This is a genomic window from Georgenia deserti, from assembly GCF_042680605.1.
Taxonomy (GTDB): domain Bacteria; phylum Actinomycetota; class Actinomycetes; order Actinomycetales; family Actinomycetaceae; genus Allobogoriella; species Allobogoriella deserti.
Window position 1 is genome coordinate 533,881 of record NZ_JBHUEE010000002.1, and the last position, 25,994, is coordinate 559,874.

The 25,994-nt window shown below is 69.4% G+C and carries 28 protein-coding genes; 8 read left to right on the plus strand and 20 right to left on the minus strand.

What is annotated here, in order from left to right; genetic code table 11:
• Positions 1-29 precede the first annotated feature (29 nt).
• Genes ACFSE6_RS06075 through cysD form a run of 3 tightly spaced genes read right to left on the minus strand, consistent with a single transcriptional unit; the run spans position 30 to position 2,945 of the window.
• Positions 30-782 (minus strand): 3'(2'),5'-bisphosphate nucleotidase CysQ, encoded by a 753-nt coding sequence (locus ACFSE6_RS06075; protein ID WP_388003532.1) that lies wholly within the window; start codon positions 780-782, stop codon positions 30-32.
• On the minus strand, positions 783-2,033 hold the full coding sequence (locus tag ACFSE6_RS06080) for a sulfate adenylyltransferase subunit 1 (protein WP_388003535.1): 1,251 nt from the start codon (positions 2,031-2,033) through the stop codon (positions 783-785). It lies immediately after the preceding gene.
• The gene (cysD, locus tag ACFSE6_RS06085) at positions 2,034-2,945 is read right to left on the minus strand and encodes a sulfate adenylyltransferase subunit CysD (RefSeq protein ID WP_388003538.1); all 912 of its coding nucleotides are present in this window, start codon (positions 2,943-2,945) and stop codon (positions 2,034-2,036) included.
• Positions 2,946-3,415: 470 nt separating this feature from the next.
• On the opposite strand from cysD, the gene cysC reads away from it, so the two are divergent.
• Positions 3,416-4,318, plus strand: coding sequence for an adenylyl-sulfate kinase (cysC, locus tag ACFSE6_RS06090; RefSeq protein WP_388003541.1), 903 nt, complete (start codon positions 3,416-3,418; stop codon positions 4,316-4,318).
• Complete coding sequence (locus tag ACFSE6_RS06095; protein ID WP_388003544.1) at positions 4,318-5,226, plus strand: sulfite exporter TauE/SafE family protein; 909 nt, start codon at positions 4,318-4,320, stop codon at positions 5,224-5,226. The genes cysC and ACFSE6_RS06095 overlap by 1 nt, the downstream gene beginning before the upstream one ends.
• Positions 5,227-5,247: 21 nt before the next feature.
• Here the strand turns inward: ACFSE6_RS06095 and ACFSE6_RS06100 are convergent, their stop codons facing one another.
• From ACFSE6_RS06100 to ACFSE6_RS06115, 4 genes are all read right to left on the minus strand, one after another.
• Positions 5,248-6,129 (minus strand): glycosyltransferase family 2 protein, encoded by an 882-nt coding sequence (locus ACFSE6_RS06100; RefSeq protein ID WP_388003547.1) that lies wholly within the window; start codon positions 6,127-6,129, stop codon positions 5,248-5,250.
• 53 nt (positions 6,130-6,182) lie between these two features.
• Complete coding sequence (locus ACFSE6_RS06105) at positions 6,183-7,109, minus strand: hypothetical protein (RefSeq protein WP_388003550.1); 927 nt, start codon at positions 7,107-7,109, stop codon at positions 6,183-6,185.
• 265 nt (positions 7,110-7,374) lie between these two features.
• Complete coding sequence (locus ACFSE6_RS06110) at positions 7,375-7,938, minus strand: LAETG motif-containing sortase-dependent surface protein (RefSeq protein ID WP_388003553.1); 564 nt, start codon at positions 7,936-7,938, stop codon at positions 7,375-7,377.
• Between the two features lie 56 nt (positions 7,939-7,994).
• Positions 7,995-9,755: a DUF4012 domain-containing protein gene (locus ACFSE6_RS06115; protein ID WP_388003556.1), complete on the minus strand. Its 1,761-nt coding sequence runs from the start codon at positions 9,753-9,755 to the stop codon at positions 7,995-7,997.
• A gap of 251 nt (positions 9,756-10,006) precedes the next feature.
• Here ACFSE6_RS06115 and ACFSE6_RS06120 point away from each other — a divergent pair, with 251 nt between their 5' ends.
• Positions 10,007-10,594, plus strand: a complete 588-nt coding sequence (locus tag ACFSE6_RS06120) for an arsenate reductase/protein-tyrosine-phosphatase family protein (protein ID WP_388003559.1) — start codon at positions 10,007-10,009, stop codon at positions 10,592-10,594.
• Between the two features lie 7 nt (positions 10,595-10,601).
• Here ACFSE6_RS06120 and ACFSE6_RS06125 read toward each other — a convergent pair whose 3' ends face one another.
• Together ACFSE6_RS06125 and ACFSE6_RS06130 are read right to left on the minus strand one after the other, a co-directional pair.
• Entirely contained in the window at positions 10,602-12,062 is a 1,461-nt protein-coding gene (locus tag ACFSE6_RS06125; RefSeq protein WP_388003562.1) for an NCS2 family permease, read from the minus strand.
• A 135-nt stretch (positions 12,063-12,197) separates the two neighbouring features.
• Positions 12,198-12,734 (minus strand): LPXTG cell wall anchor domain-containing protein, encoded by a 537-nt coding sequence (locus tag ACFSE6_RS06130; RefSeq protein ID WP_388003565.1) that lies wholly within the window; start codon positions 12,732-12,734, stop codon positions 12,198-12,200.
• Between the two features lie 122 nt (positions 12,735-12,856).
• Between ACFSE6_RS06130 and ACFSE6_RS06135 the strand changes: the two genes are divergently transcribed.
• From ACFSE6_RS06135 to ACFSE6_RS06145, 3 genes are all read left to right on the plus strand, one after another.
• Positions 12,857-13,105, plus strand: coding sequence for a DUF2530 domain-containing protein (locus ACFSE6_RS06135; protein ID WP_388003568.1), 249 nt, complete (start codon positions 12,857-12,859; stop codon positions 13,103-13,105).
• A gap of 200 nt (positions 13,106-13,305) precedes the next feature.
• Complete coding sequence (locus ACFSE6_RS06140) at positions 13,306-13,854, plus strand: CAP domain-containing protein (RefSeq protein WP_388003571.1); 549 nt, start codon at positions 13,306-13,308, stop codon at positions 13,852-13,854.
• 37 nt (positions 13,855-13,891) lie between these two features.
• Positions 13,892-14,350: an RrF2 family transcriptional regulator gene (locus tag ACFSE6_RS06145; RefSeq protein WP_388003574.1), complete on the plus strand. Its 459-nt coding sequence runs from the start codon at positions 13,892-13,894 to the stop codon at positions 14,348-14,350.
• A 44-nt stretch (positions 14,351-14,394) separates the two neighbouring features.
• On the opposite strand, the gene ACFSE6_RS06150 is transcribed toward ACFSE6_RS06145, so the two are convergent.
• The 8 genes from ACFSE6_RS06150 to ACFSE6_RS06185 all read right to left on the minus strand — a co-directional run bounded on the left by ACFSE6_RS06150 (position 14,395) and on the right by ACFSE6_RS06185 (position 22,203).
• Positions 14,395-16,134 carry a thiamine pyrophosphate-requiring protein gene (locus ACFSE6_RS06150; RefSeq protein ID WP_388003577.1) on the minus strand — a complete coding sequence of 580 codons (1,740 nt, stop codon included), beginning with the start codon at positions 16,132-16,134 and terminating at the stop codon, positions 14,395-14,397.
• Positions 16,127-16,927, minus strand: coding sequence for an ABC transporter ATP-binding protein (locus tag ACFSE6_RS06155; protein ID WP_388003580.1), 801 nt, complete (start codon positions 16,925-16,927; stop codon positions 16,127-16,129). The genes ACFSE6_RS06150 and ACFSE6_RS06155 overlap by 8 nt, the downstream gene beginning before the upstream one ends.
• Positions 16,928-16,937: 10 nt before the next feature.
• Complete coding sequence (locus ACFSE6_RS06160; RefSeq protein WP_388003583.1) at positions 16,938-17,780, minus strand: ABC transporter permease; 843 nt, start codon at positions 17,778-17,780, stop codon at positions 16,938-16,940.
• A complete protein-coding gene (locus tag ACFSE6_RS06165) occupies positions 17,777-18,571 on the minus strand; it encodes an ABC transporter permease (RefSeq protein ID WP_388003586.1) in 795 nt (264 codons plus the stop codon). Before ACFSE6_RS06165 ends, ACFSE6_RS06160 begins: the two co-directional genes overlap by 4 nt.
• Positions 18,572-18,578: 7 nt before the next feature.
• Positions 18,579-19,595, minus strand: a complete 1,017-nt coding sequence (locus tag ACFSE6_RS06170; protein WP_388003589.1) for an ABC transporter substrate-binding protein — start codon at positions 19,593-19,595, stop codon at positions 18,579-18,581.
• A 70-nt stretch (positions 19,596-19,665) separates the two neighbouring features.
• Complete coding sequence (locus ACFSE6_RS06175) at positions 19,666-20,694, minus strand: amidohydrolase family protein (protein ID WP_388003592.1); 1,029 nt, start codon at positions 20,692-20,694, stop codon at positions 19,666-19,668.
• A 159-nt stretch (positions 20,695-20,853) separates the two neighbouring features.
• Positions 20,854-21,621, minus strand: coding sequence for an IclR family transcriptional regulator (locus tag ACFSE6_RS06180; protein WP_388003595.1), 768 nt, complete (start codon positions 21,619-21,621; stop codon positions 20,854-20,856).
• A gap of 129 nt (positions 21,622-21,750) precedes the next feature.
• Positions 21,751-22,203, minus strand: a complete 453-nt coding sequence (locus tag ACFSE6_RS06185; RefSeq protein ID WP_388003598.1) for a DUF6069 family protein — start codon at positions 22,201-22,203, stop codon at positions 21,751-21,753.
• 169 nt (positions 22,204-22,372) lie between these two features.
• Between ACFSE6_RS06185 and ACFSE6_RS06190 the strand changes: the two genes are divergently transcribed.
• Entirely contained in the window at positions 22,373-23,527 is a 1,155-nt protein-coding gene (locus ACFSE6_RS06190) for a sensor histidine kinase (RefSeq protein ID WP_388003601.1), read from the plus strand.
• A complete protein-coding gene (locus tag ACFSE6_RS06195; protein WP_388004039.1) occupies positions 23,515-24,171 on the plus strand; it encodes a response regulator in 657 nt (218 codons plus the stop codon). Before ACFSE6_RS06190 ends, ACFSE6_RS06195 begins: the two co-directional genes overlap by 13 nt.
• A gap of 19 nt (positions 24,172-24,190) precedes the next feature.
• On the opposite strand, the gene ACFSE6_RS06200 is transcribed toward ACFSE6_RS06195, so the two are convergent.
• The 3 genes from ACFSE6_RS06200 to ACFSE6_RS06210 form a co-directional block, all read right to left on the minus strand.
• Entirely contained in the window at positions 24,191-24,553 is a 363-nt protein-coding gene (locus ACFSE6_RS06200; RefSeq protein WP_388003604.1) for an Hpt domain-containing protein, read from the minus strand.
• 282 nt (positions 24,554-24,835) lie between these two features.
• Positions 24,836-25,600 (minus strand): mechanosensitive ion channel family protein, encoded by a 765-nt coding sequence (locus ACFSE6_RS06205; protein WP_388003607.1) that lies wholly within the window; start codon positions 25,598-25,600, stop codon positions 24,836-24,838.
• 106 nt (positions 25,601-25,706) lie between these two features.
• On the minus strand, positions 25,707-25,973 hold the full coding sequence (locus tag ACFSE6_RS06210; RefSeq protein ID WP_388003610.1) for a hypothetical protein: 267 nt from the start codon (positions 25,971-25,973) through the stop codon (positions 25,707-25,709).
• Between the last annotated feature and the right edge of the window lie 21 nt (positions 25,974-25,994).

Genomic DNA, 25,994 nt, shown 5'->3' on the forward strand with positions numbered 1-25,994 from the left:
GGGCAAGAGGCGCTGAGCAGCTGCGATCGTCAGACCGCCTGATGTTGACCAATAATCTCGAGGAGCCCTTTCGCAAGACTTGGGCGACACACCAGCAGGTCTGGCAGATAGGGATCCTCGCGGTTGTACTCCAGCGCCGATCCATCGATGCGGCTCGTGTGCAGGCCCGCCGCGGCAGCCACGGCCACGGGGGCCGCCGAGTCCCACTCGTACTGGCCTCCCGAGTGGACGTAGGCGTCGACCTCTCCGCGGACCACGGCGCTGACCTTGTATCCGGCGGAGCCCATCGGCACCAGTTCGGCGCCGTACTCGGCGGCGACCGCTTTGACCAGGTCTGACGCCCGGCTGCGGGAGACGGCGAGCCGGATCGGCTCAGCCGGCGGCCCGAGGTCCGGGAACTCGCCAGCGGTGGACAGCGTGGTGCCCAGCCCGGGCAGTGCCACCGCACCAGCCGTCAAGGAGCCACGCTCCCAGAGTGCGACGTGTACGGCCCAGTCGTGTCGGTCCTCGGAGTACTCCCGGGTGCCGTCCAGCGGGTCGATGATCCAGACCCGCTCGCTCTCCAGACGGCGCAGGTCGTCTGCGGCCTCTTCGGAGAGCACGGCGTCGTCGGGACGCTCGGCCGCCAGCCGTTCCGCGATGTGCTCCTGGGCTCCGCGGTCGCCCGCCTTGGCCAGCGCCTTGCCCTCCGCAGTTCCGGCGGCGAGGTGCTCCTTGCGGATGGCGAGCAGCACCTCGCCGGCGGAGGTGGCGAGGTCCGCCGCGAACTCCTCGCCGCGCATTCAGCTGGCCTCGAGGATCGTGCCGGCCCCGACGGTGTTGCCGGTCGCCTCGTCGATGAGGATGAACGCGCCGGTGGTGCGGTTCTCCTCGTAGGTGTCGCACAGCAGCGGGACGGTGGTGCGCAGCTGCACCCGCCCCACCTCGTTCAGGCCGAGCTCCTGTGCGTCCTGGTCGCGGTGCAGGCTGTTGATGTCCAGCCGGTACTGGATGTCCTTGACCAGGGTGCGGGCGTTGCGGGTGGTGTGCTTGATGGCGAGCTTCTGCCGCGGCTTGAGCGGCGACGTCGTCATCCAGCAGACCATGGCGTCGATGTTCTGCGCGGCCACAGGCGCGTTGCGCGGCCGGCAGATCATGTCGCCGCGCGAGACGTCCAGATCGTCCTCGAGCCGCACCGTGATCGACATCGGCGGGAACGCCTCATCCACCTCACGGTCGAAGACGTCGATGGCGGCCACCTTGCTCGTCAGGCCGCTCGGGAGAACCATCACGTCGTCGCCCGGCTTGAGGACGCCGCCGGCGAGCTGGCCGGCGTAACCGCGGTAGTCGTGGTGCTCGTCCGACTTCGGCCGGATGACGTACTGGACGGGCAGTCGGGCGTCAATGAGGTCGCGGTCCGAAGCCACGTGGACGTTCTCGAGGTGGTGGATGAGGGAGGGTCCCTCGTACCACGGCATGTTCTCGGAACGGTTGACCACGTTGTCGCCCTGGAGGGCGGAGATCGGGATGACCTCGAGGTCCGGGATGCTCAGCTTGGTGGAGAACGCGGTGAACTCGTCGTAGATGTCCTGGTAGACCTTCTCGCTGTAGTCGACCAGGTCCATCTTGTTCACGGCCAGCACCAGGTGCGGCACCCGCAGGAGCGAGAGCAGCACGGCGTGGCGGCGGGACTGCTCGGTCAGGCCGGCCCGGGCGTCGACGAGCACGAGCCCGAGGTCAGCGGTGGAGGCACCGGTGACCATGTTGCGGGTGTACTGCACGTGCCCGGGCGTGTCCGCGATGATGAACTTGCGCTTCGGCGTGGCGAAGTAGCGGTAGGCGACATCGATGGTGATGCCCTGTTCCCGCTCCGAACGCAGGCCGTCCGTCAGCAGCGCGAGATCGGTGTAGTCGTAGCCGCGGGACTTCGACGTGGTCTCGACGGACTCGAGCTGGTCCTCGAAGATCGCCTTGGAGTCCAGGAGCAGGCGCCCGATGAGGGTCGACTTGCCGTCATCGACCGAGCCGGCGGTGGCGAACCTGAGCAGATCCATTTAGAAGTAACCCTCTCGCTTGCGGTCTTCCATCGCGGCCTCGGAGAAGCGGTCGTCACCGCGCGTGGCGCCACGCTCGGTCACGCGTGCGACGGCGATCTCGTCGATGATCTCGGGGATTGTCGACGCGGTGGACTCGACGCATCCGGTCAGCGTTAGGTCGCCGACGGTGCGGAACCGGACCCGCTTCTCCTCGACGACCTCGCCGTCCCGCAGCGGGTTGTACTCGCTCTCGGACAGCAGCATGCCGTCGCGGCGGAACACGCGGCGGTCGTGCGCGTAGTAGATGGCGGGGATCTCGATCCCCTCGCGGCCGATGTAGTGCCAGATGTCGAGCTCGGTCCAGTTCGACAGCGGGAAGACGCGCATGTGCTCGCCCTCGTGCAGCTTGCCGTTGTAGAGGTTCCACAGCTCGGGGCGCTGGTTCTTCGGGTCCCACTGACCGAAGTCGTCACGGTGGGAGTAGACGCGCTCCTTGGCGCGCGCCTTCTCCTCGTCGCGGCGCCCGCCACCGAACGCCGCCGTGAAGCCGTTCTCCTCGATGACGTGGAGAAGCGTGCCGATCTGGAGGCGGTTGCGGCTGGTCTTACCGTCATCGACGACGATGCCGTCCTTGATGGCCTCCTCGACGGAGGCCACGATCAGGCGAAGCCCCAGCCGGTTGACCCAGTTGTCGCGGGTCGCGAGCACCTCGGGAAAGTCGTAGCCGGTGTCCACCTGCAGGACAGGGAAGGGAATCCGCGCCGGGTAGAACGCCTTCTCCGCGAGCCGGAGCATGACGATCGAGTCCTTACCCCCGGAGAACATGAGGACGGGCTTCTCGAACTCCGCCGCGACCTCACGAAAGATGTGAATGGATTCCGATTCCAGTTCGTCCAGCTGGCTGAGCCGGTAATCAGCATGCGTGCGCATCAAGTACGTCGCCTCTCGTCTGTTGCGGCAGCCACCGTAGCGGCCAACGGCACCCTAGCGGGACATGCTCCCATGTCACGACTGCCGCCAAAGAACCTACTGGCACAATGACCGCCGTGGCAGACCCCCGAAGCTCCGTCCCGCAGCTGACTCCGTCCCCCACAGAGCTCGACGACCTCGAGCTCATGCAACTGGGGGCGCTCGGACCGGATGCCCGGTTCGGCCCCTCGGATGAGGGCCCCTCTCTGGTGATTCCGCGCGAGATCGCCGACGAGGCGCCCAAACAGATCCAATTGACCGACCCCGAAGGGACCCCCGTGGGGACGGTGACGGTTACCGACACATACCCCACTAACGATGGTGTGGGCATTTCCGGTGACGTCGCTCACACCGGAGAAGTGTCCACCCGGCCGTTTCACAACGTTTACGTACCGGCAATCAACGCCCGTGCAGAACATGGGTCGGCAGCCGTGGTGGTACCGGTCCGTTCCGCACTGTCGGAGCAGGACGTCGAGCGCGCCACTACTGCCGCGGCAGGTGGGCAGCTCCTCTTCGTCTGCCTCACGGGGCATGGCATGCCGGACGGTCTGTCCGCGCCGGCACTCATTCGGGTGACGCGAGCCGCGACCGCTGATCTCCGCTCGGCTCATGTCATCGCTGTCCCCCTGGCCCGCCACGACGGCGAAGCACTTGACGAGTCGATGCTCGACCAGGTCCTCCGCTCCTATGCACCCGAGGCGGAGGTGGTCAGACCGACCGGCGAGGGCGACTATCGAGAGACCGTGAGGGCGATCCTCCGGGCCGAGAACCCCCAAGGAACCGACCGCGGTGCGGTCGTCTTCTTCACGGGCCTGTCTGGAAGCGGTAAGTCCACGCTCGCGACGGCACTGCTGAACCATGTCGCCGAGACGGGCGAGCGCAAGACCACTTCCCTCGACGGAGACGTGGTGCGGCGCAACCTGTCGAAGGGGCTCACCTTCTCCGCCGAGGACCGCGAGACGAACATCCGGCGCATCGGCTGGGTCGCCGCCGAGATCGCCCGGCACGGCGGCTTGGTGGTGTGCAGCCCGATCGCGCCGTTCGACTCCACCCGCCGAGACGTGCGCCGCATGGCCGAGGATGCAGGCGCCACCTTCGTCCTCGTCCACGTGGCGACCCCACTCGAGGAGTGCGAACGCCGCGACCGCAAGGGACTGTACGCGCGCGCACGAGCGGGCGAGATCCCCGAGTTCACGGGGATCTCCTCACCGTACGAGGAGCCGGCGGACGCCGAGGTCGTGGTCGACACCACCGGCACGGACATCGCGACAGCCCTTGCACCCGTACTCGCCGAGCTGCACCAACGCGGCGTTCTCACCCGGTCGGCGGACTAGTGGACCTGCTCGCCGGCCTGTTCACCTACAGCGCCCTGGCACTGGTCGCCGTGAGCTTCGGCGTCGGCATCGTCGTCGGCCTCACGGGTATGGGAGGCGGCGCACTCATGACGCCGGCTCTGATCTTTCTCGGCATCCCCGCCACCGCGGCGGTGGCGAACGACCTTGTAGCGGCGGCGGTGAACAAGTCTGTCGGTGCTGCCGTGCACTGGAGGTCCGGTTCCCCCAACCTCGCCCTGGCCGGGTGGCTCATCGCCGGCTCGGTCCCGACCGCGGCAGCCGGCGCCTTCATCGTGCGCGCCGTCGGCGGCGATGAGCACGGCGACACGTTCGTCACGATCGCCATCGGCGTCGCGCTGCTGCTCGCCGCCTCCACCTACGTCCTGCGGCTCATCATCTCGCTCCGGCGCAAAGGAGCCATGCCCAGCGGGGATCCAGCCGTCCGGAAGGTGCCGACGTTCCTCGTCGGCGCCGTCGGCGGGCTCCTCGTCGGGCTGACCTCCGTGGGGTCGGGATCGGTGATCATGGTGGCCCTGCTGCTTCTGTACCCGGCGTTGTCGCCCGTGCGGATCGTCGGGACCGATCTGCTTCAGGCGATCCCGTTGGTCATCGCCGCTGCAGTCGGTCACGTGATCGTCACCGGCGTGGATTGGCTGATCCTGCTACCGCTCCTCATCGGAGGGCCCGTCGGCACCTTCCTTGGAGCCCGGCTGGCTTCCATCGTGCCGCAGCGCGTTATCCGCCGGGGCATCGTCCTTGTGCTCACCTTGACCGGCCTGAGCCTGCTCGATGTCCCGCCCGTGGCGGTCGGCATCATCGGGGCCGGGCTGCTCATCCTTGGCCCGGTGGCATGGGCCTTGCTCAGGGAGCGGCTCGCACCCACAGCGAACGAGGACCCGGGTTACTGAAACCTGAACCTCTGGGGCGGGCTACAAGGCGGCGCGCAGTAACTCCGGCTTGATTGCACCGCTGACCAGGCTCTCCATGTGGTCCCTTAGCCAGGTGTCCTCGACGAGCCGCCCGTTCTCGACCGCCTCGGCGATCTGCTCATCCGTAAAGTTGCGCGATCGATAGGTCTCCTCAAGCTCACCCGAACGAAGTCGCTTGTAGTCGTGTCGTAGGTGCTTCCCCATCCGGAAGAACAAGGGGTTCTTGTTGGCAGCGTAGGCAGTCCCCGAATTTTCGATCTTCTCGTAGAACTGTCCGTAGGATCGCTGCGGCACGTGGAGTACCTCGAGCTCTCCTGTCGGCACCTTTCTCTTGCCGAGAATCCCCTTGGCATCGTGCAACCCCTGGGCGACCCGCACGTAACGACCGCTTCGGTGAGCGACCTTCCCGAGGATCCGTTGACCATTGGCTGCCAGAGAATGCGTGTCCCGCCAGATCATCCGCGGCCCCCACGGCTCGGCGCCTTTGCCCGCCATGGATCCGTACCCCACGAGGTTCGTCCGCTCCGCTAGCACGACGCCCACATCTGTCGGCAGACCACGAAGCACCTCCGGCACCGAAGTGGACTGGTCTGTCGACACCCAGAACTCGTCCGCGTCGAGGTGGACGACCCACTCGGCCCCCATGCGATGCGCACGGCGCGCCATGCGCGTCACCACCTTCGCCTGCTGCTTCTTCTGGATCGGATCGTGAAGCAACGTCACTCGGCCCGTGTCTGCATATTGACGCAGAATGTCCGCCGTACCGTCGACCGATCCGTTGTCGGTCACGATGATGTGGTCGATTCCTTGTGCCAGGTGGTGCTCGATATTGGCTGCGACGATATCGGACTCGTCTCGAACCATCATCGTCGCAACAATCATTAATGCTCCTTGATCCGTCACTGTTGAAGGTTGATCACATTGCCGGGGCACGGTTAGGACCGGGCGTTGGAGATCCGCCTCGCCATACGAGCAGTCGCCGCTCGCGGGTACCGAGCCCAGCGCATCCGCCGCTTCACGACACCCCAAGCGACTTGAGGCGCGAGTAGCTGTCGTCGGGTGTCGAGCAGCGCTGCCGTCGTGGGCGTCTCCTCGTGGCGAAGGAGGTCCGCTGAGGCGACGTCGACCACCGTGCCGTCCAACTCGAGCATGCGCAGGTACAGGTCGATCTGCGCGGGAGACAGGCCTGCCCGGGCAAGGTCGTCCGGGTCATCGCTCTCGGCAGAGTGCCGGAGGCTGCCATCAACCTGATCGCTCACGTCGTCGGAAGTCAGCTCGTACCCGGATTCGCGTATCCACGCCCGTGTCAGATCGATGACCTGAGTTGGTGTGGTGATCAGGGAGTGAAACGAGGTGAAGAGAGCGCGCCGCCCGTTGATGCCTTCAATGAGCGTCCTGTTGTACCGCTCCCAGAGAGCGACTCCGTAGAGCACGGGAAAGCCGTTACGAGACGACAGCGAATGGGCCACCTCGAGCGGGTGGCGCACGACTGTGGCGATGTGGGCGGGCGATTGACTCAGTGAAAGCCACAGCGAAACCGTCAAGCAGGTCCGTGGGTCCTTCCAGACCCAGGGTTCAGGACCCAGCCGGCGCAACAAGGCTGCATGGCGGTCGCGCTTGACGGGGTCGGCCAGAGTGTCCGCCAGTACTGCCTCGAGCTCTTCGCCCGGAGCGGACCAGTCTGAGCCGGCCGCCCGAAGGAGATCTTCGTTCGCATGGCGGAGTGGGACGTTCTCCCACTGCCCCTTCTGATTCGTGCTCTTGATCTCCGCCTCGGGCTCCTCGTAGCCCACCATCCGCCCCACGGTGCGGGTGTACGCCGAAGTACCGCTCCGGTGCATGCCCAAGATGTAGATACCCACGCGCCCTCCGGTCTTGACCGTCAACCGATGTCACGACATCGCACACGAACCAGCAGAAACCGTATATCCGGCAGTCGGCTCGCCTGAAATCGCGTCCCCAAAAGAACGGCGCCGGCACAATGGCATGACGTTCACGACGAACCGCTCGGCTCGGCACCCGAGACCGGAGGCTGTCCTTTACGACGCGTCGCTTCTCGCGCCGGAGGACACAATGAAACGCCCCCGCCAGATGGCGGGGGCGTTTCATTGACCTACTGCAGGTCGATCAGGCCTGGGTCTGACGCGTCCGGGCGAAGACCATGGCGCCCGCGCCGGCCGCGAGAAGCACAGCCGCGCCGATGATGAGCGGGGTGCTGTTCGAGGCACCGGTGTCCGGCAGCGAACCGTCACCGCCGCCAGCGCCCGCACCGTCGTCGTCGGTGCCGTCGTCAACGCCACCGTCGTCGTCGCCGGAGAAGGTCACCTGAGCGGAGCCGATAACCTCGCCGTCCGGGCCGGTGACAACCACGTCGTAGGTGTCGACCTGGGTGATGGTGGTCTCGAAGACAGCGCCGCCGTCCACGAGGGTCTCGCTCGCGGACTGCTCACCGGCGATCTGAATGGCGGAGTCCGGCGTGTCCTCGTCCTCAGACGTCACGGTGATGGTGACGTCCTCGCCGTCCTCGTACTCGGTGCCGGCGTCGACGGTCGCCCGGAACACGAACGGGTTCTGGGAGACCTCCTCGAACACGACCGACGCCTCAGTTTCGGCGTAGTCGGCCATCGCCGAGGTCGGGACGAGGATAAGGCCAGCCGTGGCGGCGGCCGTCACAACTGCGCGTCGGTTCATGTTTCCCCCCAGGGGTAGTAGAACGCGTATGGGATCAGAGGGGACGTTAGCAGGACTTACCGGCAAGGGGAAGCCGTGCCCGCGAATTGATCTTCGGACGGGCCCGGCGTGAGCCTCAGCAAAGGATCGCCGCGATAGGGCTCGTCCGTCTCGATGGTGTACGTCAAGGTCTCCGTCTCACCAGGCGAGAGGATGACGTAATTGCTCGTGACGTGGAGACCGTCGTGCCTGGTCGGCGCGACGCCGATCTGTCCACCACTGGACGAGAAGTCAACGATCTCGCCGTTCGTCGGCGCGTATACGGCCACCTGGGTGCGCACATCACCGAGTTCCACAAGGCGCCCGGTGCCGATCAGGTGCCGAGGCAGATCCTCGAAATCACTCGGCACGCGCGAGCGCAAAGTTACCGTCAGGTTAAATCTCTGGGAACCGTCGGCGGTACATTGTTGTGGTTCGACTCGAGCATCGAGTTGCTCGTAATAGCCGAGCTTGGCAGCCGTGTAGTCGTTGACGTAGACGCCGAAGATCGGTGAGCCGTCGTAGTGACCGCGCAGCTCGCCACTCAGGTTCGTCCCCGAGATCAGCTCCTGCTCATCGTCGTGACTGCTCCACAACTTCAGCCGCCCCTGCGCTGCGGCACCGTCCAGAACGTCGATCATCGCGGAGGCGTCAGCCTCGCCACTGATCGCCTGGTCAAAGATCTCGCTCGCTGCCGCCTGGAAGAAGGCGTCCTGAGCCTGAGGGTCATCGATCTCGAGATAGACCTCGTTCAGCAGGATCTGACTCGTCGTCTCAGACGTCAGTTGCTGACCTCCCGGTACGGTGACGTTGCCGACCGGCCCGAGCACTTCCCCGAGCGCCACCGGATCGATAGAAACCACTCCATCGACCTCGCCACCCACGCTCTGATCCCACATGGCCTGGGCCAGCTGGGCCGAGCGCGGGAAGTCGGGGGTGAACGTGACGTTCTGGATGTAGCGGCCCATCCGTGTGCCGTAGAGCGATTCCTCGGCATCGTCGAGGGAGAGGACCGGATCCTCGTCACGGCCCGGACCGAGCCCGCCGGCCGGATGCTGATCCACGATCTCGACGGCACCGCTATCGGCACGGAGCAGCAGCACAGCCCCCGGAATGCCCCCCGTGGCCCGCGGCTCCGCGTTGTTCTGCACGAGGAGCAGGTACTCGCGCGGCTCCTCGTGCCCCATCATCGGGGGAAGGAGCTGAACCGCGCGGGAGGCTGTGGCCGTGAGCTGGCCGATCTCGTCGACCTCGCCCTCGAGTTGGTCCACGGCGTCGGCCACGAGTCCGATGAGCCCGTCGGTGTCGATGTCCTCGAGGGACTGGACCGCGTTCTGGACCGTCTCGTTCGCGCCCACCACGCGCGGCGCTACCTCGACGATCGGGTCAAGGTCCAGCCGCCCGCCCTCGAGGGACAGGTTGGCCGGGTCCACCACCCCAACGGCGTCGACCAGATCGCCGAGGGCGCTGTTGGCCAGGTCGTCCACCGTGATGGCGATGGTCTGGATCGCGCGGACGTCATCCCCGATCCATGGCAGCCACCCGATGATCGTCCAGTGCGGGCCGGTGAGGGAGTCGCGCGCCGCCCCGGTGCTCTCCTGCAGCTCCGCAGCGGAGCGTTCCACGCGCTGGCGCTCCTCCGCCAGAACCTGGTCCTGGAGGCGGCCGACCTGCTGCTGAGCGTCACGCAGATCCGCATACGCCGTCCGTGCGTCGATCGCGCACAGGATCGCCGAGACCACCACAGCGACGAACGCCACCAGCACCGTGGTGAAGGTCAGCTTGGCCCACAGTGGCATGCCGCGGCGGCGCCGCCGGCTCCGGCTCCGGGACCTCGACCTGGAGCGGGAGCGGGGACGATCACGGGCGGGCTCGCGCCCGTGCGCGGCGGGCCGGCGGCTCATCGACCGCCCCGCACGCCGGCGGGCACACGCGTGCCAGGGAAGGAGCACATGCGGCTGAGTGTAAGCAACCAACCCTCGAGTCCGGCCGCGCCGCCGCGCCAGGTACCGTAGATCGCTGCTGACGTGCCTGAAGGGGGCAAAGACACATGGCCTACCGCTCCGGTGAGTCGTTCACCATCCTCACGGTGTGCACCGGCAACATCTGCCGCTCGCCCGCCGCTGAACGGCTCTTCCGCTCCGCGTTCGAGCCGGAGGACGAGGTCGCCGTGGAGAGCGCCGGGACCGGACCGCTTGTCGACGAGCCGATCCACGGCCCCATGGCAGCGCTCCTGCGCGGCATCGAGGTCGACGTCGAGGACTTCGCCGCACGCCACCTCGCCGAGGACATGATCGAGCGGGCGGATCTCATCCTCGCCATGACGCGCGAACACCGCTCCGCCGTCGTCGACCTGCTGCCCGCGGCGGTGCGTCGCACGTTCACCCTTCGCGAGTTCGCACGCCTCGCCGCCCAGGTGGACCGGTCCGAGCTCGACGCGCAGGCCGGGCCCGAGGCGACCCCGGGTGCCCGGCTCCAGGTGCTCATGGACCTCGCCGCCCGGCACCGTTCCCCCGTTCCCGCCGAGCAGGACGACGTCGTCGACCCGTTCCGGCAGGAGGAGAGCGTCTACCGGGAGTCGTTCGACCAGATCCTTCCCGCGGTGCGGACGATCTGCCGGATCGCGCTGGATCTCTGAGCGGCGCTCACACGCCGAGCGCCGCCTGGATCGGGCCGAGCGCGAAGTAGATGACGAACGCGAGCGCCACCACCCACATCAGCCAGTGCACCTGGCGGATGCCGCCCCGGCGGGCCGCCGCCAGCACCACGTAGGCGATGAAGCCGGCGCCGATGCCCACGCTGATCGAGTAGGCGAACGGCATGAGGATGATGGTGAGGAACGCCGGCAGGGCGATCGCGGTGTCCCGCCAGGGCACCTGGGTCACCTGCGTCATCATGAGGAAGCCGACCACGACGAGCGCCGGCCCCGCCGCCTCGTAGGGCACGAGCGCCACCAGCGGTGAGAAGAACATCGCCAGCAGGAAGCACACCCCGGTGACGATCGAGGCCAGGCCGGTGCGTGCGCCGTCGGCCACACCCGAGGTGGACTCGATGTAGCTGGTGTTGGAGGAGACGCCCGCGGCGCCACCGGCGGCCGCGGCGAGGGAGTCGACCACGAGGATGCGCCGAGTCGCGGGCGGGTTGCCCTGCTCGTCGAGCAGGTCGGCCTCGGCGCCGACGGCGACCATGGTGCCCATCGTGTCGAAGAAGTCCGCGAGCAGCAGCGAGAAGACAAGCAGCGCGGCGGCCAGGACGCCGATCTTCTCGAAGGCGCCGAACAGCGAGAACTGGCCGAGGGTGCCGAAGTCGGGCAGCTGGACGGGCGAGCCTCCGATCTCGGGCACGGACAACGCCCAGCCGCCGGGGTTGTCCTCGCTCTGGGCGCCGACGCCGGCCACGCCCTCGACGATCACGGCCAGCACGGCGGAGACGAGAATGCCGATGAGGATCGCCCCGCGCACCTGCTTGGCGTAGAGCACCGCGATCAGCAGCAGCCCGATCACGAACACCGCGGAGGGCCAGCCCACCAGCGACCCGTCCACGCCGAGCTGCAACGGGGTGCCGCCGGGGCGGACGATGCCGGAGTCGACGAGGCCGACGAGCGCGATGAACAGGCCGATGCCCACCGTGATCGCCACCTTGAGCGGCTGGGGCACGGCCCGGAAGATCGCCTCACGCAGCCCGGTCAGCACCAGGACGAGGATGATCAGCCCCTCGAGGACGATCAGGCCCATCGCGTCGCCCCAGGTCATCCCAGGCATCGAGACCAGCGTGTAGGCGACGACGGCGTTCAGCCCGAGCCCGGCCGCCAGGGCGATCGGGTAATTGGCGACGGCACCCATGAGGATGGACATCACCCCCGCCACCAGGGCGGTGCCGGCGACGACGGCGGACCGGCCGTCCTCGCCCCCCAGGAACGCGCCGGTGGAGTCCGGCGTGGACAGGATCAGCGGGTTCAGCACGAGGATGTACGCCATCGTGAAGAACGTGACGATTCCGCCGCGGATCTCCCGCCCGAGGGTCGAACCACGCTGTGAGATCTTGAACTGGCGATCCAGCCATCCAGGCGATGTCGACGTCGCAGTGCCCTGCGCGGGAGTGCTCATGAGCGCGGATTCTTGCAGCTTGCCGCGAACGCAGGAAATCCGGCCCCGAAGGGCCGGACGTCCGTGCGGTGAGGTGCAGGCGCCTGCTCGGCGCCGGTCAGGTCGGACCTGGTCAGGGCCTGGTCGGCCCCTGGCTCAGACCCGCTTCTGCTGCGACCGGGCGAAGACCAGGACGGCGGCGCCGGCGGCGAGCAGCGTCGCCGATCCGATGATCAGCGGCGTGCTGTTGCCGGCACCGGTGTCCGGCAGGCCGCCGCCGTCCTCCTCGTCTCCGGCGTCGTCGCCGTCGTCCTCGCTGTCACCGGCCGGGACGACCTCGACCGTCACCGAGTCGATCTCCTCGCCATCCGGGCCCTGTGCCGTGAGCGTGTAGCTGCCGGCCTCGTTGATGGTGACGTCGAACGTGGCAGAGCCGTCCTCGACCGCGCTGCTGGCGCTGGCCTGTCCGGCGATCTCGATGGCCTCGTCGGCGACCTCGTCCGGGCCCTGGATGTCCAGGGTGACCTCGTCGAACTCGTCCGTCTCGACCGTGGCCGTGAACGGCTCTCCGACGACGGGATTGGTGGTCGAGAGCTGGAGCGAGCCGGAGCTGGCGTAGTCCGCCAGAGCCGCCGTCGGTACCAGGACCAGACCTGCCGTCGCCGCCGTCGTCGCCAGCGCACGTCGCTTCATGCTTTCCCCCAGGTATGTGTGTGAGTGCGGGGTGACGCTAGCAGCGGCGCGGGCTCCGCGGGAGCGTTTCGCGGAGTGAGGTTGAGATTCGCGGACGGGAGGCAGCCGATAGGGTCGGTGAGGTGCCTCAGGTGGAGCTGTTCGAGCGGCGGCCGGACCCGCCGCCGGCGAAGGTCAACGCCGTCACGCTGACCGTGACCGGCACGGTGATCTGGATCGTGGTGACCGTGGTCGTCGGCGTGCTCGACCTGCTCGACCGTGTCCCGGACCGCTGGATCGACGTGTGCTTCGCCGCTCTCGGTCTGGGTCTGATCGCCGTGGTGTGGGGATACATCCACGAGTACCGGGCGAGGCGCCGGTCCCGGAACTGAGTGCCACACTCCTACCGGTCCGTCGCGCCCGTGGAACCCGTGGTGCACTGCACACCGATTCGGGCCCCAGCAAGGAACTTCGGCCGGGCACCAGGCGTTGAACCAGTAGATCCCCGGGAGCCTTCGGTCCGATTCCCCCCAGGTTGCGACGCCGGCCCCCGGGGATCTTCATGTCCGCACCCGTGAGCGACAATGCTCCCGTGCGACGCGTTCCTCGGGCGGTGCCCACTCTCTTGGCCCTGCTGGCCCTGACCGCCGCAGGTTGCACGCCCGAGAACGGCGACGAGACACCGACCGGTGAGGGCTCTCCGACGGCGGAGCAGACAACCTCGGCAGAGCCCGGCGACTACGCGACGGTGGATGTCGACTCGGTCGACCTGCGCGAGTACGAGCAGGACCTCTTCGACGAGACGAACGCCGTCCGCGCCGAGGAGGATCTCCCGCCGCTCGAACACTCCGACTGTGCCGCTGAGCAGGGCCGCGAGCGCGCCGAAGCCCTGGTGGACGAGGACGGCCTCGAGCACGCACCGATGGGCGAGGTCCAGAGTTCGTGCGACGTCAACTATTCCGCGGAGAACCTGGTCCGCAGTGACGCGGCACCGGAGGCCGTCGTCGACGCCTGGATGAACTCCTCCGGGCACCGGATGAACCTCTTGACCACGGACGCCGGCCGCCTCGGTGTCGGGTGCGTCCCGGGCGAGAACGAGATCATCTGCTCACAGATCTATCTGGGCGGCGAGTCCGGCTGAGGCCGAACGATCGGCGCGGTTCTGCCACCATGACGGAATGCATGTCTCCGCCAAAGCCGACTACGCCCTGCGAGCTCTCGTCGAGATCACCCAGGACGCGGACGGCTCGCCGCTGAGCGCGGAGGCCATCGGACGCAAGCAGGACATCCCGCGCCAGTTCCTCCAGTCGATCCTGGCGGACCTGCGGCGCGCCGGCGTCGTGCGCGCCCAGCGCGGCCAGGGCGGCGGCTGGCTCCTGGCCCGCGAGCCGGAAGCCATCTCGGTGGCCGACGTCATGCGCGCCGTCGAAGGGCCACTGGTCAGCGTCCACGGGCTGCGGCCCGAATCCGTGACCTACCTGCCCGACGTCGCCGCGTTGCAGACGGTCTGGATCGCGGCCCGCGGCGCCCTGCGTGGCATCCTCGAATCGACGACGATCGCTCACCTCGCCGCCGGCGAGGTGCCGCCCGTGGTGGCCGAGCACAGCAGCGACCGGGACGCGTGGGAACCACGCTGAACGCACAGCACGCCGGCCGCCGGTAGCGACGGCCCCGGTAACCACTACACCGGGTCCTCCGCCTGATGGGAGATCGGGTCCAGACGCACCGACACGACTGCGGGCACGCCCGCCGCGACGTCGTCCAGACCGGCGCGCAGGGCGTCCTCCAAGTCCTCGAACCTCGTCACGGTGGTTCCGCGGGCCTGGCCGGCGGCCGCCGCGATCCCCGGGAAGTCCGCGCTCTGCTGAAGGTTCACCCAGTACCGGTCGGTGCGGTCGGCGGCACCCCCGTCGTACTGGCGCCTGAGGTTGCGCTTGGTGGCGTTCCAGCCCCCGTTGTCCAGCACCACCGTCAGGACGGGCAGCCCGTAGCGCTGCGCGATCCAGTACGTCGCTGACGGCACACTGAAGTAGAAGGTGCCGTCGCCGACGATCGCGACCACCGTGCTGTCCGGGGCGGCGAGCTTGATGCCCAGCGCTCCCCCACCCGACCAGCCGAGCGAGGTGCCGCGATTGCCGTAGAGCGTGCCGGGCAGTGTCCGGGGCAGGTGCTTCCACACCTCGGGCGCCACGGAGATGGCCTCGTTGAGGACGATCGTCTCCTCGTCCACCAACCCGGCGATCACACGCGCAACGGTCGCGGGTGTCAGCCGCCCGGCCGCCATGTCCGCCGCCGCGGCTCGTTCGTGCTCCGCGCGAATCCGCCGACCGGCCGCAGCCGCCTCGGCCGCACGGCGGGCGGCTCGCGGGTCCTCACCGGCCGGGAGCCGGTCGAGGATCTGATCCAGGACCAAGCCGCTGTCCGCGCGCACGTGGTGGTCGGCCGGCAGGTACCACAGCGGGATCGACTCCTGGAGCGGATCCTCGTTGACCACATAGACCTTCGCGCCGGCCGGCGGCTGAGCCGACGCCGCGATCCACGGCACGTCCGTGTCCAGGGCGAGGACGACGTCGGCGGCGGCGACGAACGGATGCGGATCATCCCCGAGGTGAAGCGCGTGGTCGTGCGGAAAGCTCAGGACCTCGGCGTTGTACTCGACCACCGGGACCCCCAGGCGCTCCGCCACGGCAACGAGCTTGTCGACGGAACTCTGGGTGCGGCCGAGGTAACTGGTCACCACCAGCGGTGCCCGTGCCGCCTGCAGGTCCGCGATGAGCTCGTCCACCACCGCCTCGGGCGCCGGCACGCGCGCGACCGGCCCCCAGCGGTCGGCCGCGACCTCCGGCACGGGGACCTCCTCGGCCAGGACCTCGCGCGCCCCAGTGAGGTAGACCGGCCCCGCCGGGGCGCTGGTGGCCAGCTGCAGCGCCCGGCCGACGAGCTGCGGGACGTTGCGGCCGGTGCGGATGTCGTAGCTCCACTTCACGTACTGACGCACCAGGGCGTGCTGGTCCGCGGTGTCCTGCAGGTGGTTGATGTGCGTGTTGCGCCCGCCGGGCAGCTCGCCCTCGAGGGTGAACGGCGTCAGCCCGGCGAAGACGAAGACGGGGACGCGGGCGCGGGCGGCGTTGTGGACCGCGCCGCCGAGGTTGGCCGTGCCGACGTCGGTGTGCACCAACACCGCCTGCGGCTCCCCCGTCACGGCGGCGTACCCGTGCGCGGCGCTGAGCGCGACGTACTCGTGCGGGCACAGGACGACGGCCGGCGCCTGCAGACCGCGCTCCCGGTCGGCCGCGAGCGCCTCGATGATCGCGGGATGGTCGCTGCCGAAGTTCGCGAACAGGTACCGCACCCCGGCGCGGCGCAACGCGTCGATGAGCAGCGCGGCCGCCGTCGCGGCGCGGGGCGGGACCTCACTCATCGTGCGGCATCACGAGCGACATGAGGTGACCGCGCAGCCTGAGGAACTCCTCGCTGGAGCGGGTCTCGACCTGGGAGCGGTCGGCTCCGAGGTCCACCGGGACGATCTCCTTGACCACGCTCGGATTCTTCGACAGCACCACGATCCGGTCGCTGAGGTAGATCGCCTCGTCGATGTCGTGGGTCACCAGGACCACGGTCACCCCCAGGTCGCGCCGCACGCGCAAGGTGAGGTCCTCGAGGTCGAACCGGGTCTGGGCGTCCACGGAGGCGAACGGCTCGTCCATGAGCAGCAGCTGGGGCCGGTAGGACAGGGCCCGAGCGATGGCCACGCGCTGCTGCATCCCGCCGGACAGCTCCCACGGATACTGCTTCTCCACATGACCCAGTCCCACGCTGGCGAGCACCTCGGCCACGCGCGCGGCACGGTCCGCCTTCGCCACCCCGCGCGCCCGGAGCGGCAGCGCGACGTTCTTGCCGTTGGTGAACCACGGATACAGGGACCTGCCGTAGTCCTGGAACACAAGCCCGAGCTGGTCGGGCACGTCGGTCAGCGGCCTGCCCTCGAAGCTCACACCGCCGGAGCTGGGTGCGGCGATCCCGGAGATGCAGCGCAACAACGTGGTCTTGCCGGCGCCGCTCGGGCCCACCACGCAGACGAACTCTCCCTTTGCGACGGTGAAGGAGACGTCCGCGACGGCCACGTTCTGCTGCTCGGTGTTCTCGTTGTAGACCTTGCGGAGATGGTCGACGGCGAGCACCGTCTCGACGCCGGTCTCGGAGGTGAGGGCCATGAGACTCCTTCTAGGACCCGGCCAGTGCGCGGGACTTGACGTGCCAGTGCAGGACGACGCGCTCGGCGAGCATGAACAGGTAGTTCAGCGCCGTGCCGATGAGGGCGAGGACGAGGATCCCGGTCCACATCTTGAGGATCGCGAACTCGGCCTGTGCCTGGAGGATGAAGTAGCCGATACCGGACCGCGCCGCGACCATCTCGCTGACCACCATGAGGACGATGCCCACGGCCAGGCTCGCGCGCAGTCCGGCGGTGATCTGCGGTGCGGCCCCGGGCAGCACGAGGGTGCGGTAGGTCCGCCAGCCGCCCAGCCGCAGCGCTTTGGCGGTATCGAACTTCACGACGTCGATGCCGCGCATGCCGTCCAGCGTGTTCAGCAGCGTGGACCAGATGGCGCCGAGCGCGATGAGCGCGATCTGCCGCATCTGCCCGATGCCGAAGAGGGCGATCATGGCGGGCAGCAGTGCCGGCGCGGGCAGGACGTAGAGGAAGTAGATGAGCGGGTTGACCGCGACCCGCACTTGGCGCAGCCGCCACAGCAGCGAACCGCCGACGACGCCGATCACGGTCCCGGCGAGGTATCCGAACAGCAGGTTCTTCAGGCTGGCGACGGCGTGGGTCCACTCCCCGAAGACCACCCACTGGTTCCAGGTCTCGGCGAGGATGTCCCGCAGCGGCGGGAAGAACGGCGAGGTGCTCGTGTCCGTGACGAGCCACCACACCGCCAGCAGCGCCACCGGCAGCCACAGCGACGTCGCCAGCCGTGCCAGGCCGCGCAGCGGCCCCGTCCGGCCGGACCGGCGGCGTGGTGCGGCGACCTCGGAGGTCACGTCCGTCGTCGTGCCGGTCATGATCTCGCCGCCCGGTTCGCCGCCCGGATGTTGCGCTGGGACTCGTGCCAGTGCATGACCTTGCGCTCCATGAGGAAGAAGGCGCCGGTGACCACCAGGCCGAGGACGCCGGAGACGATGATGTAGGCGTACATGAGCGGGTAGGCGCCGGTGCCCGCGTTCTGTGCGATGAGGATGTTGCGCCCGATCCCCTCGGCGCCGCCGACGATCTCGGCGACTACGGACAGGATCAGCGCCTGCGCCGAGGCGATCCGCATCCCGGTGACGAGGTACGGCGAGGCGCTCGGGATGCTCACCGCGAGGAAGCGCCGCACGCCACGGATGCCCATCGCCTTGGCGGTGTCCAGCACCACCGGATCCATCGAGCGCACGCCGTAGATGACCTGGATGAGGAACGGCCACAGCGCCGCGAAACACACGAGGAAGACCTTCATCGCCAGGCTCGAACCGAGGACCAGGATGGCCAGCGGCAGCACCGCGATCGCCGGAATGGCCTTGAAGATCTCGATGACCGGCGCTGCGCTGCGGTAGGCGAAGTCGTTGAACGCCAGGGCGGTGCCGACGATCAGCCCGACCGCGACCGTGATGGCCATGCCGATCGCCCAGCTGCGCAGCGTCCAGCCCACCGAGTTCCACAGCCGCGCCGAGGTGGCCTCGGCCCACAGCGCCGCGAGTGAGTCGGACATCGTCGGGAACTGGGTGGGGCCCACCACCCCGGTGACGGTGACGAGCTGCCAGAACGCCAGCGCAGCCAGGATGGTCCCGACGGGAAGGAGCCACGAGAGCCTCACTCGGGTCTCACTCCTCCAATGCTCCGGGCCAGACGAGGGTCGCCACGTCGAGGTCCTCGACCGCCGCGGCCTCCGACTCGTCACCGAACTTCACGAGCAGGTCCTGCGTCCGTTCGAACGCGGTGATGTTGAGGTGCGGGTCGCCGCCGATGTTCCAGCGGGCCGACTGCGCCTCCTCCTCGCTCATCCCCATCCCGGAGACCAGGGACTCGCGGGCGGCGTCGGGATCCTCGTTGGCCGCCTCGATGGAGGCCACCATCGCATCCGAGAACGCCTGGACGGTGTTCGGGTTCTGGTCGATGAACTGCTGCGAGGTGTTGATGAAAGTCGTCGCCGTGTCCTCGAAGATCTCGCGGTTGTTGTAGCCCAGGGGCATGCCGCCGGCGTCGAGCGCGTCCTGGGCGAACGGCCACTGCATGACGGCGGCGTCGACGTCGCCGTTCTCCAGGGCGGCGGCCATCTGACCGAACGGGAGCTGGACGAGCTCGATCGACGCCGGGTCGACGCCGGCCCGCTCGGCCAGCTCCCACGTGGTCAGGGTGTTGTGCGAGGACAGGCCGATGACGCCGAGGCGCTTGCCGGCCAGGTCGGCGAAGTCGGTGATGCCCGAGTCCTCGGCGGCGATCGTCACGGTGCCTTCGTCGTCGGCCTGGATCTGGCCCTCGATGGTGGTGACGGCGCGGATCGGGATGCCGTTGGAGGCGGCCGTGATGACGTGCACGACGGTGGCGAACCCGAAGTCGTACTCACCGCTGGCGACGCCGGAGACGATCGCTGCGACATCGGTCTGCGGCACGATCTCCAGCTCGAGGCCCTCCTCCTCGAAGATCCCCGTCTCGATGCCGTGGTACATCGGCGCGAACTGCGAGGAGGGGTTGATGGCGATCGTCAGGTCCGGCTTCTCCGGCCCGCCGCCGTCCGCCTCGGCGCCGGTATCTCCGCCCGAGGAGCAGGCGGCGAGTGCGACGGCGGCCGTGGCCGCCAGGGCGAGAGGCGCCAGCCGGCGCCTGTGGAGGAACGTCATTGTTGTCCTCACCTCATTCCGTTGTGTCGACGCTGGTGCCGCTGCCGGGGCGTACCCGGCAGGTGCGGCCTCAGACGCCGAGTCCGAGCAGGTCGGTCACGTTGCCCGCATAGATTGCGTCCCGATCGGCGGGCGTCAGGATGTCCATCTCCTCGAGGTTGGCGATCGTGGAGCGGATGTAACCCGGGCCCTTCTCCGGGTCGAACGGGCTGTCGGAGGCGAAGAGCGTGCGCTCGACGCCGAAGAACCGGATGGCGGTGCGCATCGGGTCACCGGCCCCGAAGTAGGCGGTGTCGACGTAGAACTGCCGGAAGTAGTCGATGGGGCGCCTGGTCAGCGGGTAGCCGGTGACGACGGCGAGCTGGTCCGGCGGGGTCCGGGCGCCGAGCTGGTCCCAGCCGGGGCCGACGCGGCCGGCGAAGTGCGGGATCATCGCGCCGCCGTGGTGGATGAGGATCTTGATGTCCGGCAGCCGCTCGAAGATGCCGGCGAAGACGAGACGAGACATGTAGGCCGAGAGGTCGTACTCCCAGCCGAGGGTCCACCAGAGCTCGAACTTCGAGCGCTCCTCGGTCTTGTAGTCGGCCCAGCTCGCGTCCCGGCACGGGTGGACCTGGATCATCTTGTTCCCGCGGCGCGCGACGGCCTCGTAGAAGGGGAAGAACCGCTCGTCGTCCATCGGTCCGCCGTGGAAGTGGGTGTACATCTGCACCCCGACGGCACCGAGCTCGTCGAAGGCGCGTTCGGCCTCGGCGATGGCGGCGTCGACGTCGTCCAGGGAGACGGCGGCGCAGAACCCGGCGAACCGGTCCGGGTGGTCGCGCACGAGCTCGGCCATGCCGTCATTGGCGATGCGGGCGAGCTCGACCGTGCGCTCGGCCGGGCCGAGGTCCTCCAGCGGCGGGGCCGCGGTGTTGATGATCTGCCGGTAGTCGGGGCCGAACTCGTCCATCGCGCGCCGTCGGACATCCATGTCGACCAGAGCCGGTATCCCGCTGACCCGCGTCTGGATGTTCCGCGCGACCGGGCTGTCGTCGATCGCGAACAGGCGCTCCGCGTAGGCGGGAGGAAGCAGATGGCAGAAGGCGTCGATCTTCATCGGGAGACGGTCCTTTCCGGTGCCGCGACGTCGCGGCCCTGAGCAGCGCGTCCTCACGCAAACAGCGCGCGTCCGGCGCCGACAACACCGGCCGCGGCGTGATTCTGCACAGCGGAATCGGGGGGGGCCGGCAGCCGTCCGAAGTCTGGCCGCCGATCCTCAGAGGTGACGGCGCCACAGGTCCGCGCGGATCCGCGTGGCGCACTCGCGCAGCGCGACCACGTGCTCGCGGATCTGCCGCAACGGCAGCCGCTCGCTCGGCGCGGACATGGCCACCGCCGCGACGGTCCGGCCGAGGTGGTCCTTGAGCGGCACCGCGACGGCGCCGAGGTCGTCGGTGCTCTCCCGGTCATTGACGGCGTAGCCGCGCATGAGCACCAGGGCGAGCTCGTCGACGAGCTCGGTGAAGGTCCTGGTGCGGGGCGTGAGCTTGCGCAGACCGTCCGGGTACAGCTCCCGCAGCTTCTCGCGCGGGAGCTCGGCCAGCAGAACCTTGCCACCGGAGGTGGCGTAAGCGGGCAGCAGGGTCCCGGTCAGCACGTGGGTGCGGACCTGCTGGTTGCTCTCGAACCCGGCGACGAACCGGGTCGAGGGCCCCTGCAGGACGAGCAGGTTCACCGTCTCCCCGATCCGCCCGGCGAGGTCCTTCAGGTGCGGCTCGCTCGCCTCCCGCAGGTCGAAGGAGTCGGTGCTGCGGACACCGAGCTCGATGAGCGCCGGGCCGATGCGGTAGGCCTTCGACACCCTGTCCTGGGTGACGAACCCGCGGGCGGCGAGCGTGGTCAGCAGCCGGTGTGCGGTGGACGGCGCGATCCCCAGGGTGCTCGCCGCCGTCGTCACCCTGAGGTCACGCCGGCCCTGGAGCAGGAGGAGAAGCTGCAAGGCGTGATCGACGGACTCGACGCGATAGCGCGCCTGGTCGCTCATACCTCGCCTCCCGCTCGACTCGCGCCGTCGTCCTGATCGGCCGGTGACGCCGCCGACCGGTCGACCGCGGCTCCAGGCCACGGGCCCGACGGCGCCTGCACGCGAGTATGGCGGGTGCGGCGCCGAGGCCTACGGGCGCGTGCGAGCCGAGCCAGCCATGGCCGGGATGACCACGGCCGCCACGACGGCGTGCATCGCGGCCAGCGTGACCGCGGCGGCGGTGGTGGTCGCCTGAGCGAACGGCCCGGGCAGCGAGAGAACGGCGACCGCGATCGCGACGACGGTCCAGATGGTCCGGCCCCGGGCGGTGACTCGCTCGAGGAGGGCGAGCAACCCCCATCCCGCCAGCGGCGCGGCGAGACCCGCGAGTGCGACCGAGACCGGACTCACCGTCCACGGCGCAGCATCTGCCGCAGCGACGGTGAGCTCGACGCCGAGGACCGGGACCGCCACGACCCAGACAGCCAGCGCCGCCGCCGCGGACGCCGGCACGGCGACCAGACGCCGTCGGCGCCGGCGCGGCGCCGACCCCGAGTCGTTGAGGGAGCCGGGCGGGACGGTGGTGCGCGACGTGGTGATCATGGGGTTCTCCTTCGTTCGGTGAGCGCGGCGCGCTCGAGCGGTCACCACGCTCCTGCGGGAGCAGCGGCGTCGGCATCGGTCGGGCGGCCATCCCCTGCAGGGCGAGGGTCGGTGCGACAACCGACTTTGGTCGGTCCCCCGGACGACCGGCCGGTCATACGCTCCGGCCATGGCTCTCGTCGCGGGGTGTGAACCCGTCCGTCCGACCGCCGGCGTCGTCGGCGTGATCACGGCCGTCGTCGGTGTGCTGGGCGGGCTGACGCTCCTCGCCGAGCAGCACCCGGGTGGGCCGCTCGCCCAGGATGTGCTCGACGTGGGGGTTCTGGTCGTGGCGACGGCGGCGGTGCCGCTGCTGTGGGTCGGTGCGCTGCCGGCGGCGATCGGCCTGGCACTACTGGCGGCGGTCTCGCCCGTCGCCACGCCCGCCTCGACCGTCGCACTGGTGTGGGTGGCTCGGAGCCGGCCGCTTGCCACGGCGGCGGTGGTGGCGGCGGTCGGCATCGGGACGCACCTCCTGCGCGGGTTGTGGCGGCCGGTGGCCGACCTGCCGACGCTGTGGTGGGTGGTGCTGGTGGTTCTCGCGCACGCGGCCCTGCTCAGCTGGGGCGCGCTCGGGCGGAGCCGGGCCATGGTGATGGCGGCGCTGCGGGAGCGGGCACGCCGCGCCGAGGACGACCGGGACCGGGCGGTGGCCGCCGCGCGTACGCAGGAGCGGTCGCGGATCGCGCGCGAGATGCACGATGTGCTCGCGCACCGGCTCTCGCTGCTCGCCACCTACGCCGGCGCGCTCGAGTTCCGGCCCGACGCCCCGCCGGATCAGGTCGCCCGCGCAGCGGCCGTGGTACGAGGCGGCGTGCACCAGGCGTTGGACGAACTGCGTGAGGTGATCGGGCTGCTGCGGTACGAGCCGACGGCAGAGAGCGGCGCTGTCCCGGCCCCGCCGCTCGGCCTGGACGGGCTGTCCCGCCTGGCGCAGGAGAGCGAGGCGGCCGGGTCCGCCGTCGAACTGGACGTGCGCGTACCGGATCAGGTGCCGGGGCTGCTCGGCAGGACCGTCTACCGCGTGGTGCAGGAAGGGCTGACCAACGCGCGCAAGCACGCGCCGGGGCGGCCGGTGAGCGTGCTCGTGGACGGCTCCGCGGACGACGGCGTCGAGGTCACCGTGTCGAACACCGTCCCGGAGGTGGCGCCGGCCGGTCCGCCGGGTTCGGGCACGGGCCTGGTGGGGTTGACCGAGCGGGTCGAGCTCCTCGGCGGTCGGCTGCACCACGGCGTCCGCACCGGGCGGTTCACGCTCGCGGCGTGGCTACCATGGCCGACGTGACCACCCGGGTGCTCGTGGTCGACGACGACCCGCTGGTCCGGGCGGGGCTGACCATGATGCTCGACGGCGCGGACGGCATCGCCGTCGTCGGTGAGGCCTCCGACGGCGACGAGGTGCCGGCGCTGCTGGACAGGCACCCGGTGGACGTCGTCCTCATGGACCTACGGATGCCCCGGCTGGACGGCGTGCGCGCCACGGCGCGGCTGCGCGCCAGGGCCGGGGCACCGGAGGTCGTGGTGCTGACCACGTTCGACTCCGATGAGGAGATCCTCGGCGCGCTGCGCGCCGGAGCGAACGGGTTCCTGCTCAAGGACACCCCGCCGCAGCAGATCGCAGACGCCGTCCGGCGCGCGGCGCTGGGCGAGTCGATCCTCTCCCCCACGGTGACCCGGCGGCTCATCGATCACGCCGTCGACCACGGCGGTGTCGCCGCCCTGGCCCGGCGCCGGCTGGCCGGGCTCACCGAGCGCGAGCGAGAGGTGGTGCGCGCGATCGGGCAGGGGCGCACGAACGCCGAGATCGCCGGTGAGCTCTTCCTCTCGCTCGCCACCGTCAAGGCCCACGTCTCCCAGATCCTGCTCAAGCTCGAGCTGTCCAACCGGACACAGGTGGCGCTGCTCGCGCACGATGCCGGCGAGGTGTGACCGGGCTGAGCGGCGCCGCTCACGACGACCCGCCTTCCCGGCCGTCCAGCACCCGGGCCAGCTCGGCGTCGGTCAGCGAGACGAGCCGGCTCAGCTCGGACAGATCCTCCGGCGTGGGCGCGTGGTCCTCGCGCAGCCGATCGGCGAGCCGGCCGGCCGCGAGGGCCAGGCGACGCGCGCCGAGCATGCGGCTCGCGCCGTCGATGTTGATGAGCAGGTTGTGCGCCCGGTCGAGATGGCGCTCCGCCACGGCGGTCCGCAGGGCGGCCAGTCGCTCGACGACGGCGGTGCGGTAACGCTCGGCGAACTCCTGGGCGGCCTTCCGGCCGATGTCCCGGGCAAGCCGGTCCAGCACGGCCGGATCGACCAGGGGCTCGGGCACGACTCCTCCGACGGCCGGGACGGTGCCGGCCGACGGTGCCTCCGCGGCCGGTGCGGATGGTCGCCGGAGTCCGCGGATTCCGCCTTTTCCGTACGCCCACGGCAAGTCTTGGGCGCGAGCTTCAAGGCCGACCTCAAGACGGCGCAGCTTTCCGGCAGGTGTTCTTGAGGTTCTTGAGGTTGCAGGTCTGCGAACGCGCCGCGCGGGCCGCCGTGGTGGCGGCCCGCGCGGATCGGGTCAGGACGGCGACCGAGCAGGGTGCCGGTGGTCGCCGTCGCCGGTTCAGGCCTGCGGCCCGGACGGATAGCCCGGCGCGCCGGACCCCGGTCCTTCCGCAGCCGGCGGCTGGGTGCCGGCCTGCGACGTCGTCGGCTGTTGACCGGCCGGGGCGGCGGCCGCACTGAACTTGTCGTACACGGCCGGCCAGAACCGGTCCTTGGCCGCCCAGACTCCACCGACGCCGAACTTGATCACCAGGATCAGGCCCAGGGAGCCGATGAGAACGCTGAACAAGGTGTCCACGATGCTCTGCGCCACGCCGACCTGGTCGACAGCGGCGAAGACACCGATGACCCAGATCGCGGCGACGACGAGGTTGAGGATGAGGTTCCCCGCCGGTAGGCGCACGATCGCGTTGCCGAACAGCGTCTTGACCGCGTTGGCCACCGCTCCGGTGATCACCACGATCACCAGGGCCACGAAGATCTGTGGCAGCAGCGCCACGAGACCGTTGAGGACGTCCTGGACGGCCTGTAGGCCGAGGACGTCGATGGCGAGCTGGAGTGCGATCAGGATGATCGCGTAGTAGAGGATCTTCGCGAGCAGCTTGGCCCCGTCACCGAACCCGGCACGCTGCAGCGGACCGGCGATCCCGGCACGTTGGAGGAGCTGGTCGACCCGGACCGCCCTGAGCACCCGGACGACGGCGCCCTCGAGCACCTTGGCGATGATCCATCCGATGAGGAGGATGACGAGGGCTGCGAGCAGCCTCGGGATGAACTCGATGAAGCCTCCCAGGGTGTCCTGGAGACTCTGCGTGAGGTCCATGCGTATGCATTCCTTTCACATGTCGAGCGAAAGGCCCCCCTGCTGGGCCACGTTGCCCGCCAGACCATAGGGCAGATCCGGCGTTGTGGCCAACATCACGTGCTGGTCAGACGCTGATCCACCGTCCGCCGCGGCGCAGCGTCACGCCTGGCGCACCGACCTCCGCGAGGCGAGCCGCAGTCTCGTGGACCACCGCGGCGATGCGGTGCGCCTCGCCGTCGTCAGCGGCGGTGTAGCGCACGCGGATCCGGGCCTGACCGGCCCGGACACCGACGTCTTTGGCCTCGACCGTCGTGGTTTCTGCCGCCGCACCGGCGGCTGCGGGAAGCAACTCCTCCGGCGCGACGCCGGGAGCCAGCAGCCCCACCGTCATCTCGACGCGGTAGGAGGGCAC

Coding starts and splice junctions, on each gene's coding strand:
- ACFSE6_RS06075 (WP_388003532.1), bottom strand. CDS start 782: ATGCGCGGCGAGGAGTTCGCGGCGGACCTCGCCACCTCCGCCGGCGAG.
- ACFSE6_RS06080 (WP_388003535.1), bottom strand. CDS start 2,033: ATGGATCTGCTCAGGTTCGCCACCGCCGGCTCGGTCGATGACGGCAAG.
- cysD (WP_388003538.1), bottom strand. CDS start 2,945: ATGCGCACGCATGCTGATTACCGGCTCAGCCAGCTGGACGAACTGGAA.
- ACFSE6_RS06100 (WP_388003547.1), bottom strand. CDS start 6,129: ATGATTGTTGCGACGATGATGGTTCGAGACGAGTCCGATATCGTCGCA.
- ACFSE6_RS06110 (WP_388003553.1), bottom strand. CDS start 7,938: ATGAACCGACGCGCAGTTGTGACGGCCGCCGCCACGGCTGGCCTTATC.
- ACFSE6_RS06115 (WP_388003556.1), bottom strand. CDS start 9,755: ATGCCACTGTGGGCCAAGCTGACCTTCACCACGGTGCTGGTGGCGTTC.
- ACFSE6_RS06120 (WP_388003559.1), top strand. CDS start 10,007: ATGGCCTACCGCTCCGGTGAGTCGTTCACCATCCTCACGGTGTGCACC.
- ACFSE6_RS06125 (WP_388003562.1), bottom strand. CDS start 12,062: ATGAGCACTCCCGCGCAGGGCACTGCGACGTCGACATCGCCTGGATGG.
- ACFSE6_RS06130 (WP_388003565.1), bottom strand. CDS start 12,734: ATGAAGCGACGTGCGCTGGCGACGACGGCGGCGACGGCAGGTCTGGTC.
- ACFSE6_RS06145 (WP_388003574.1), top strand. CDS start 13,892: ATGCATGTCTCCGCCAAAGCCGACTACGCCCTGCGAGCTCTCGTCGAG.
- ACFSE6_RS06150 (WP_388003577.1), bottom strand. CDS start 16,134: ATGAGTGAGGTCCCGCCCCGCGCCGCGACGGCGGCCGCGCTGCTCATC.
- ACFSE6_RS06155 (WP_388003580.1), bottom strand. CDS start 16,927: ATGGCCCTCACCTCCGAGACCGGCGTCGAGACGGTGCTCGCCGTCGAC.
- ACFSE6_RS06160 (WP_388003583.1), bottom strand. CDS start 17,780: ATGACCGGCACGACGACGGACGTGACCTCCGAGGTCGCCGCACCACGC.
- ACFSE6_RS06170 (WP_388003589.1), bottom strand. CDS start 19,595: ATGACGTTCCTCCACAGGCGCCGGCTGGCGCCTCTCGCCCTGGCGGCC.
- ACFSE6_RS06175 (WP_388003592.1), bottom strand. CDS start 20,694: ATGAAGATCGACGCCTTCTGCCATCTGCTTCCTCCCGCCTACGCGGAG.
- ACFSE6_RS06180 (WP_388003595.1), bottom strand. CDS start 21,621: ATGAGCGACCAGGCGCGCTATCGCGTCGAGTCCGTCGATCACGCCTTG.
- ACFSE6_RS06185 (WP_388003598.1), bottom strand. CDS start 22,203: ATGATCACCACGTCGCGCACCACCGTCCCGCCCGGCTCCCTCAACGAC.
- ACFSE6_RS06190 (WP_388003601.1), top strand. CDS start 22,373: ATGGCTCTCGTCGCGGGGTGTGAACCCGTCCGTCCGACCGCCGGCGTC.
- ACFSE6_RS06195 (WP_388004039.1), top strand. CDS start 23,515: ATGGCCGACGTGACCACCCGGGTGCTCGTGGTCGACGACGACCCGCTG.
- ACFSE6_RS06205 (WP_388003607.1), bottom strand. CDS start 25,600: ATGGACCTCACGCAGAGTCTCCAGGACACCCTGGGAGGCTTCATCGAG.
- ACFSE6_RS06210 (WP_388003610.1), bottom strand. CDS start 25,973: ATGACGGTGGGGCTGCTGGCTCCCGGCGTCGCGCCGGAGGAGTTGCTT.